At 72.4% G+C, this 9,478-nt stretch carries 4 protein-coding genes and 3 pseudogenes; 3 read left to right on the top strand and 4 right to left on the bottom strand.

The genetic code is table 11. The features are described from left to right. From ACWEVO_RS19955 to ACWEVO_RS19940, 4 genes and pseudogenes are all read right to left on the bottom strand, one after another. A partial coding sequence (locus ACWEVO_RS19955; RefSeq protein ID WP_452309019.1) for a hypothetical protein occupies positions 1 to 2,100 on the bottom strand: 2,100 nt, incomplete at its 3' end. 92 nt (positions 2,101 to 2,192) lie between these two features. Beyond that, positions 2,193 to 2,750, bottom strand: a pseudogene (locus tag ACWEVO_RS19950) (universal stress protein); the annotation flags it as partial. Positions 2,751 to 2,752: 2 nt separating this feature from the next. Then, positions 2,753 to 5,173: pseudogene (gene otsB / locus ACWEVO_RS19945) on the bottom strand (trehalose-phosphatase); the annotation flags it as partial. A 32-nt stretch (positions 5,174 to 5,205) separates the two neighbouring features. Beyond that, complete coding sequence (locus ACWEVO_RS19940; RefSeq protein WP_452309018.1) at positions 5,206 to 6,609, bottom strand: alpha,alpha-trehalose-phosphate synthase (UDP-forming); 1,404 nt, start codon at positions 6,607 to 6,609, stop codon at positions 5,206 to 5,208. A 319-nt stretch (positions 6,610 to 6,928) separates the two neighbouring features. Between ACWEVO_RS19940 and ettA the strand changes: the two genes are divergently transcribed. From ettA to ACWEVO_RS19925, 3 genes and pseudogenes are all read left to right on the top strand, one after another. After that, the gene (gene ettA / locus ACWEVO_RS19935) at positions 6,929 to 8,605 is read left to right on the top strand and encodes an energy-dependent translational throttle protein EttA (protein ID WP_452309017.1); all 1,677 of its coding nucleotides are present in this window, start codon (positions 6,929 to 6,931) and stop codon (positions 8,603 to 8,605) included. Then, positions 8,598 to 9,059, top strand: a complete 462-nt coding sequence (locus tag ACWEVO_RS19930; RefSeq protein WP_452309016.1) for an acyl-CoA thioesterase — start codon at positions 8,598 to 8,600, stop codon at positions 9,057 to 9,059. Before ettA ends, ACWEVO_RS19930 begins: the two co-directional genes overlap by 8 nt. Further along, positions 9,056 to 9,421, top strand: a pseudogene (locus ACWEVO_RS19925) (hypothetical protein); the annotation flags it as partial. The gene ACWEVO_RS19930 and the pseudogene ACWEVO_RS19925, both read left to right, overlap by 4 nt. Positions 9,422 to 9,478: the final 57 nt, after the last annotated feature.

The following is a 9,478-nucleotide window of genomic DNA, read 5'->3' as shown; positions in this document are numbered from 1 at the left end:
GGCCCGCAGCCGCCGGTCCACCGACGCGGGCGGTCCGGCGACGGTGGCCGGCTCGCCCGGCAGGTGCGGCGAGAAGACCCACCCGCCGATCGGATCGGTGTCCCGCCACAGGTTGATCCACCGCCAACCGACCCGCTGCCCGAGCTCGCACAGCACCTCGTGGTGCACGTACGCGGGGAACCACCGCGCGTACAGCCGGCGCATCGGGGAGCCGTAGGTCAGCAGGGCCACCCGGTCGACGGTCTGCGGCGGCAGTTGCAGCACCGCCGCGGCGAGCAGTATCGAGCCGTGGCTGTGCCCGGTCAGCAGCACGCCGTGGCCCTGCCCGGTCAGGTAGGCGATCCGGCGGCTCAGCTCCGGCACGGCCCGCTCCGCGTAGCAGGGCGGCGCGAACGGGTGCGCGGCACGGGGCCAGAAGGTGCCCACGTCCCACAGGACGCCGACGTAACGGCGGAACTCCGCGGTCCGGTACGCGAAGAGCCCGCCGATGATCAGGCCGAGGACGACGAAGGCGATGACGTAGCTGCCCATGACGAGGGCGAAGTTGACCAGGTCCGCGGGGATCGGGGTCCAGCGGTCGATCAGATCGCCGGGATACTGCTTGACCATGCCGAGCGTGGTGGTCACCATGCCGAGCCCGTTGAGCGCGGCGTAGGTGAGGGCGAGCGGGGTCAGCCGCTCGGTGAACCGGGCCCGGGCGATGGCCTTCTCCACCTCCTGCCGCCGTGGGCCGGATTCTGGCGGCGCGTCGGGGAAGTCGCGGTCGAGGATCGCCGCCGCCGCGCGGCGGCGGGCCGGTCCCGACGCCACCGCCACCACCACCGCGGTCGCCGACGCGACCGCCACCGCCAGGAAGAAGCCGAAGATCGCCCACTTGTACGCCAGGGGTGGGCTGCTGGCCAGTCGCTCGGCGGTCGGGGCGCTGCGGTCCAGCAGGTCCGCCACCCGGTACACCAGTTCGGCGGAGAAGGCGACGGCCAGCCCGGTGGCGACGGCGCCCATGACCGGGGAGCCGAGCGCCCGCAGCCGGGAACCGCCGGGTGCCGGACCCCGGGCCCAGAGCACGGCCACCCCGAGCACGATCAGCAGGGCCGTCTGGGTCAGGAAGAGCACGCCGAGGATCGTCGGGTACGCGGGCAGGTTGATCACGGCCGGCCACGGTGCCGGATCCACCGCCACCGCGACCAGCACCGCGACGGTGAGGACCAGCGCCCCCGCCTGCAGCTGCCGCACGCCCCGGTCGGTGCCCCGGCTGCGCTCGGTCCGGTCGATGACCGGGTGCGCGCAGACCAGCACGACGCAGGCGGCGAGGACAGCTGCGGTGAGAACGGCCAGCGGCACGATCCAGGCCGCCGGGGCGCTGCCGGTGATCCGCGCGGCGAGCAGCACGGCGTCGAGGGTGGCCAGGGCGGCGGCGATGTGGATCGCGCGCAGCCGGGCGACCATCGGTGCGGCGTCCCACTGCCCGACCGCGGTGAGCTGGTGCTGGCCCGAGGCCGTCAACGGGCCCCGGAACTCCGCGAAGGCCCATCCCGGCCGGGTGCCCAGCCGCCAGACCAGGGCGACCGCGGCGGCCGGGACCAGCGCCAGCAGCGCCAGGCGCAGCCCGGCGGGCCGCCCGCCCAGCCAGGACAGCCAGCTCCGGCCGGCCAGGCATCGGGGGGACGCCATGCACTTCCAGGCGACCAGGTCCAGGGCCGCCCCGGCCACGGCGAGCACGTACAGCGCGGTGAGGGTCAGCGCGAGCACCCGGCACAGGCCCTTCAGGACGGCGCCCGGCATGCCGTCGCCGGCCGGGCGCATCCAGATCGCCATGTTGCAGAGCATGAACGGCAGCAGGAACACCAGCGACAGCGTCCGTACGGCCGTGCCGGAGGGCAGGTCCCGCCACCGGTACGCCTCCAGGGTCACCCCGCCCGCGCCGGTGGTGTCCGGGTAGCCGGGGCGGGGGCGGTAGAAGCCGCCACTGCGGTCCCCGGCGACCTGCCGCACGTTCGGCCGGTCCAGCACCTGCTCCGCGCTGGCGCCCGAGACGCCGTGCACCCGCAGCTCGACGACCTCCCGGGGCGGCCGGTCCGGCTGGGCTGGCGCGTCCGACATCGATCCCCCGAGTTGGTGACACCGGTGCCGTGGGCCACGGTCGTCCGCGCCGCACGGCGCGGTGGTCTACCCGCTCTGGGCCCGATCACACGTCAGCCGCCGGTCGGTCGATGCCGCACGATGAGCACCGGGGACTGCGCGTGGTGCAGCAGGGCATGGCTGACCGAACCGAGCAGCAACCCGGCGACGGCTCCTCGGCCGTGGGCGCCGACGACCACGAGCTGGGCGTGCCTGGACGCCTCGACCAGGGCTCCGGCGGCGGAACCGCGCACCAACCGCCGCTGGACCGGTACGTCGGGGTACCGCTCGGCGTAGCCGGCGACGGACTCGGCGAGCAGCCGTTCCTCCTCCGCGGCGAGGGCGTCCAGGTCGTAGACGAGCGGCAGCATGTCGCCCGGGGCGACCGACGTCGGATAGAGCCAGGCGTGCAGCGCGACCAACCCACTGGCGCGCCGGGCCGCCTCGTCGAACGCGCACCCGAGCGCCTCGGTGGCGCACTCGGAGCCGTCCACCCCGACCACCACCGGGCCGTCGGCGCGCGGTTCGCCTCGCACGACCAGCACCGGGCACTGCGCGCGGGCGGACACCTGCACGGTGACCGACCCGATCAGCAGGCCGGCGAAGCCGCCGAGTCCCCGGTTGCCCAGAACGCGATCATCTGGGCGAACAGCTCCTCCGCGTCGGTCCGCCGGCCGGTGCGCAGGTACGCCTCGATCAGCCACGAGGTGCAGATGTGGAAGCCGCCCTCCCGGCCGGGCAGGCCGTCGTCCCAGTGGTACCGGTAGACGACCGGGCCGCTGCGCAGCTCCGCCTCGATCTTCAGCACCGTCGACAGGAACCGCGGGTCGTCCCCGGGGAGCAGCCCGGACAGGCCGATCCACAGCGACGAGGCGTCCATCTCGTCGTGCCCGTACGCGACGCTGTAGGCCTCGGCCTCCTCGTGCCAGCCGTGCTCCAGCACGTTGGACCCGATCCGGTCGCGCAGCTCCACCCACTCCGGCCGGTCCTCGTGCCCGTGCTGCCGGACCACGTGCAGCGCCCGGTCCACGGTCATCCAGCACATCACCTTGGAGAAGATGTGGTGCCGCGGGGTGAGGCGAGCCTCCCAGATGCCGTGGTCGGGCTCGTGCCAGCGGCGGCGGACCGCCTCGACCATGTTGTCCAGCACCCGCCACTCGTCGTCCCGCACCGAGCCCCGGGCGTCGGCCACCGCGGCGATCAGGTCCGCGATCGGGCCGAAGACGTCGAGCTGGAGCTGGTGGTTGGCGAGGTTGCCGACCCGGACCGGCCGGGAGCCGGCGTACCCGGGCAGGGTGTCGATGACCGCCTCGGCGCCCAGCTCGTAACCGTCGACCGTGTAGAGCGGGTGCAGCCGCTCGGGGTGCCCCCCGGTCCGCTCGACCACGCCGTCGATCCAGCGCAGCAGCCCCTCCGCCTCCTCCGTGGAGCCGAGGTCGACCAGGGCCCGCGCGGTCATCGCCGCGTCCCGCAGCCAGCAGTAGCGGTAGTCCCAGTTCCGTACGCCGCCGAGCTCCTCGGGGAGCGAGGTGGTCGCCGCGGCGAGGATCGAACCGGTCGCCTCGTGGCAGAGCCCGCGCAGGGTGAGCGCGCTGCGGGCGACCAGATCCCGGGCGGTGCCGGGCAGCCGCAGCGAGGCGACCCACTCCTTCCACGGCTGCTCGGCCGAGGACTGCCGGTCGTGGATCGGCAGCCGGTGGTGCTCCAGGCTGTGCGTGCCGAAGCGCAGCTCCAGCACCACCTGGCCGCCGGCGGCGGTGAGGTCGACCACCGCCCGCGCGCTCTCGAAGCCCCCGTCGTTGGTCACCTCCCACTGCACGCCGGGCGAGTAGAGCGCGACCGGCTCGTTGGAGCCGAGCACCAGCAGCCCGTCGTCGAGCGGCTGGAGCTGCACCTGCACCTGGCCGAACTCGGGGCGCGGGGCGAACTCGATCCGGGCCCGGCCGGTGCCGCTGAGCACCCGTACCAGGGTCGAGTCGCCGGTGACGACCGCCTCGCCGTCCGGCGTGGTCTCTCGGGCCGGCAGGTCCAGCCAGTCGGTGACGGTCAGCCCGGACCAGCGGGTCTCCACGGTCATCGTGCCGCTGCGGTAACGCTGACCGAGCGGGATGCCGCCGCGCTGGGGGCCGACGGTGAAGTGGCCGGCCGGGCTGCCGCCGACCAGGTCGGCGAAGATCGCCGCCGAGTCGGGCTTGGGGTGGCAGAGCCAGGTGATCTTGGCTTCCGGGGTGACCAGCGCGACGGTCCGCCCGTTGGCCAGCATCGAATGCCGCTCGATGGGCACCGCCCGCTCGCCGAAGAGCCAGTGCCGGCGGGTCTCCAGCAACAGGCCCAGCGCCCGGGCCGCCTCGATCGGCTCGGCCACCCGGTAGTCGGCCTGGGTGTCGCCGGGGCCGATCTTGATGCCGACGTCCGGGCCGTGCAGGTTGCCGAAGGCGTTCTCGTCGGTGACGTCGTCGCCGATGAAGAGCACCGCGCTGGCGGCGAGCTGGGTCCGGAGCTGGTCGACGGCGGTGCCCTTGTGGGTGGCGACCACCGAGAGCTCGATGACCTCCTTGCCCTGGGTGACCGTCACGTCGTCCCAGGTCGCCGGGCCGCTGCGAACGGCCTCGACGGCGGAGGCGGCGATCTGCGGGTCCACCCCGCGGGTGTGCACCGCCACGCTGGCCGGCTTGCGCTCCAGCCGTACCCCGGGGTGGGCCGCGGCGATCTCGCGCAGCGCGTCCCGCAGCCGGGTCCGCACCGCGATCAGCTCGGGGGTGAGCCGCTCGACGAAGCCGATGTCGAACTCGGAACCGTGGCTGCCGACCAGATGCACCTCGCTGGGCAGCCGGGAGAGCGCGGCCAGGTCGCGCAGGGCACGGCCGGAGACCACGGCGACGCTGGTCTGCGGCAGGGAGGCCAGCGCGCGCACCGCGGCCACCGACTCGGGCAGCGGTACGGCCTTGCTCGGGTCCTCGACGATCGGGGCGAGGGTGCCGTCGTAGTCGCAGGCGACCAGGAGCTGCGGGACGCGGGCGATCCGGCCGATCGCGGCGCGCAGCTCGGGATCCATCACCCCGCCGTGCGGGGTGGCGGCGGGAGCGCTCACGCGGCGGCCTCCGCATCGGGCACGCCGAGTTCGGTCAGGAAGGACTTGGCCCAGTGCCCCACATCGTGGGTGCGCAGGTGGCGCTGCATTATCCGCATGCGGCGACGGGCCTCGGGTCTCTCCACGTGCACGGCGCGCAACAGCGCGTCCTTCACCGCGTCGGGGTCGTGCGGGTTGCACAGAAACGCCTGGCGCAGCTCGGTCGCGGCGCCGGCGAACTCACTGAGCACGAGCGCGCCGCCCTGGTCGGCGCGCGATGCGACGTACTCCTTGGCCACCAGATTCATTCCGTCTCGCAGCGGGGTCACCATCATCACGTCTGCCGCGACGTACATCGCGGCAAGTTCGGAGCGACTGTACGACTGATGCAGATAATGCACGGCCGGCACGCCGACCCGTCCGAATTCACCATTAATCCGGCCGACCTCGCGCTCGACCTTCACCCGAAGTGCCTGGTAGTGCTCGACACGCTCGCGACTCGGCGTGGCCACCTGCACCATAACCGCGTCGGGAACTGTCAACTTTCCGTCAGCGAGAAGCTCCCGGAAGGCCTTGAGCCGCAGCTCGATCCCCTTGGTGTAGTCCAGCCTATCGACGCCGAGGATGATCGTCCTCGGGTTCCCCAGCTCCTCGCGGATCTGCTTGGCCCGCGCCTGGATCGCCGGGTCGGCGGCCATCCGCTCCATCTCCCTGGTGTCGATGGAGATGGGGAAGGCGCCGGCCTTCACCTGCCGGCCGTCGACCTGGATCATCTGCCCCTCGTAGCGCAGGCCGAGCAGGTGACGGGCCAGCCGGACGAAGTTCTGCGCGGCCAGCCGCTGCTGGAAGCCGACCAGATCCGCGCCGAGCAGGCCGCGCAGGATCTCGGTCCGGAACGGCATCTGCATGAACAGCTCGATCGGCGGGAACGGGATGTGCAGGAAGAACCCGATCCGCAGGTCCGGCCGCAACTCCCGGAGCATCGCCGGCACCAGCTGGAGCTGGTAGTCCTGGACCCAGACCGTCGCGCCCTCGGCCGCCACGTCCGCCGCGGCCTCCGCGAACCGGGCGTTCACCAGCCGGTACGCCTCGCGCCAGCGGCGCTTGTAGGCCGGGGTCTCGACCGCATCGTGGTAGAGCGGCCAGATCGTCGCGTTGGACTGCCCCTCGTAGTAGCGCTCCAGCTCCTCGGCGCTCAGCGGCACCGGGTGCAGCCGGATGCCCTCCAGGTCGAACGGCTCGGGAGCCGCACCGGTGCCGCCCGCCCAGCCGACCCAGGTGCCCTGGTGCTCGGCGAGGACCGGGTGCAGCGCGGTGACGAGCCCGCCCGGGCTACGCCGCCACTGCCGCCCCTCGGGTGTGCTCACCTCGTCGACCGGCAGTCGGTTCGCCACAACGACAAAGGAGCTACGGACGGTCACGATCGGCCACCTCCGGGTGCTGACGGGTCCACCGCGATGAGAGCGTACTGAGCGTAGCTGCGGCGTCTGTTCCCCCGTGACTGAGTCACGTACCCGTCCCAGATCCACCGAACCCTCATCGTGATCTTGTCTACACCCTCCGGCCGGCCGGCGGCGCGCCGGGCCGCCGGGACGGGGTGATGTGGGCGGAGCGGGCCGTACCTGTCAGGATTGACGATGGCGTGCGCGCGGCCGGCTCCCGGCCGGCGGCGGGGGAGCGACCCCGCGCCCGCGCCCCTGAGCAAGCTCGCGATCGCAACCGACGGAGGTAGCCCGCACCGTGGCCCAGTTCATCTACGTCCTGGAAAAGGCGCGCAAGGCGCACGGCGACAAGGTCGTGCTCGACAACGTGACGCTGAACTTCCTGCCGGGGGCCAAGATCGGTGTGGTCGGTCCGAACGGCGCCGGTAAGTCCAGCCTCCTCAAGATCATGGCAGGCTGGGACCAGCCGAGCAACGGCGAGGCCCGGCTGATGCCCGGCTACACCGTCGGCATGCTGGCGCAGGAGCCGCCGCTCAACGACGCCAAGACCGTGCTCGGCAACGTCGAGGAGGCGGTCGCCGAGACCAAGGCCAAGCTGGAGCGGTTCAACAAGATCGCCGAGCAGATGGCGACCGACTACTCCGACGAGCTGATGGAGGAGATGGGCAAGCTCCAGGAGGATCTGGACAACGCCGACGCCTGGGACATCGACTCCAAGCTCGAGCTGGCGATGGACGCGCTGCGCTGCCCGCCGCCGGACGCCGACGTGACCAAGCTGTCCGGTGGTGAGCGCCGCCGGGTGGCGCTGTGCAAGCTGCTGCTGGAGGCGCCGGACCTGCTGCTGCTCGACGAGCCCACCAACCACCTGGACGCGGAGAGCGTGCAGTGGCTGGAGCAGCACCTGGCCAAGTACGCCGGCACGGTCATCGCGATCACCCACGACCGGTACTTCCTCGACAACGTGGCCAACTGGATCCTCGAGCTGGACCGCGGCCGCACCTACCCGTACGAGGGCAACTACTCCACCTACCTGGAGAAGAAGGCCGCCCGGATGGCCGTCGAGGGCCGCCGCGACGCCAAGATGAAGAAGCGCCTCTCCGAGGAACTGGAGTGGGTCCGCTCCAACGCCAAGGCCCGGCAGACCAAGTCCAAGGCCCGCCTCGACCGGTACGAGGAGATGGCGACCGAGGCGGAGAAGACCCGGAAGCTGGACTTCGAGGAGATCCAGATCCCCCCGGGCCCCCGCCTGGGCAGCACCGTCATCGAGGCCAACCACCTGGTCAAGGCCTTCGGTGACCGGGTGCTGATCGACGACCTGTCCTTCTCGCTGCCGCGCAACGGCATCGTCGGCGTGATCGGCCCGAACGGCGTGGGCAAGACCACGCTGTTCAAGACCATCGTCGGGCTGGAGGAGCCGACCGACGGCACCGTCCGGGTCGGCGAGACGGTCTCGCTGTCGTACGTCGACCAGAGCCGGGCCGGCCTGGCCGGCGACAAGACGGTCTGGGAGACGGTCTCCGACGGGCTGGACCACCTCATGGTCGGCAAGGTCGAGATGCCGTCCCGGGCGTACATCGCCGCCTTCGGGTTCAAGGGGCCGGACCAGCAGAAGCCGACCAAGGTGCTCTCCGGTGGCGAGCGGAACCGGCTCAACCTGGCGCTGACCCTGAAGATCGGCGGCAACGTCATCCTGCTCGACGAGCCGACCAACGACCTGGACGTGGAGACCCTGGGCAGCCTGGAGAACGCGCTGCTGGAGTTCCCCGGCTGCGCCGTGGTCATCTCCCACGACCGGATGTTCCTGGACCGGGTCGCCACCCACATCCTGGCCTGGGAGGGCGACGACCAGAACCCGGCCAAGTGGTTCTGGTTCGAGGGCAACTTCGAGGCGTACGAGAAGAACAAGATCGACCGGCTCGGCGCCGAGGCTGCCCGGCCGCACCGGGTGACCTACCGCAAGCTCACCCGTGACTGACCGGTTCGTCTACCACTGCACGCTGCGCTGGTCCGACCTGGACGCGTACGGGCACGTCAACAACGCCCGCTTCCTCACCCTCTACGAGGAGGCGCGGGTGGCGTTGATGTTCGCCGGCGGCCGGGCGTGGGGAGTGGACTCGTTCGCCGACGGGGTGGTCATCCGCCGGCACGAGGTCGACTATCTGCGCCCGGTCGACTACGCGCTGGGCCGGGCCACCGCGGAGGCCGCCCCCATGGTCCGGATCGAGCTGTGGGTGGAGCAGCTCCGGGCGGCCTCGTTCACGGTCGCCTACGAGCTGTATGACGGCGACGTGCTGGCCAGCACCGCCCGTTCGGTGCTGGTCCCGTTCGACCTGGTCGCGCAGCGGCCCCGCCGGATCTCTCCGGAGGAACGGGCCTTCCTGCTCCGCTACGCCCCGGGCCTGGCGGCCCCGACTGAGGACGCGCGGTGACCGGGCCGGCGGCCGGGCACGGGCTGGCCGGGGTGGCCGACGCGGGCGCCTTCCTGGCCCGCCTGGTCCGGCTGGACCCGGCCACCCTGGTCCGGCTGCGCCCGGTGCCGGGCGCGGGCCGTACCGCCCTCTGGGCCCGGCTGCCGTGGGACGTGCTGGTGGTGCGGACGGTCTCCGGCGTGGCACCCGGCGACGTCACGGTCGCCGCCGCCGACCTGCTGGCCGAACTGGAGGCGGGCGGCGGCGCGCTGCCCCGGCACCGGGACGACGGGTGGCGCTGGCCGCTGCCGCCGACCGCGAGTCGGGCGGTGGAGGCGCTGCCCGCCGAGGACGTCCGCCGGATCGGAAGAGCGACGTCTAGCGAAAGAGTGTAAAAGCACCCGAGTAGATCTAGGAGGTCGCCGGATCAATAAAAAAGT

The sequence above is a fragment of the Micromonospora sp. NPDC003776 genome, from assembly GCF_053605645.1.
Note: the sequence above shows the minus strand (reverse complement) of the source record. Positions and strands in the feature narration are given on the sequence as shown.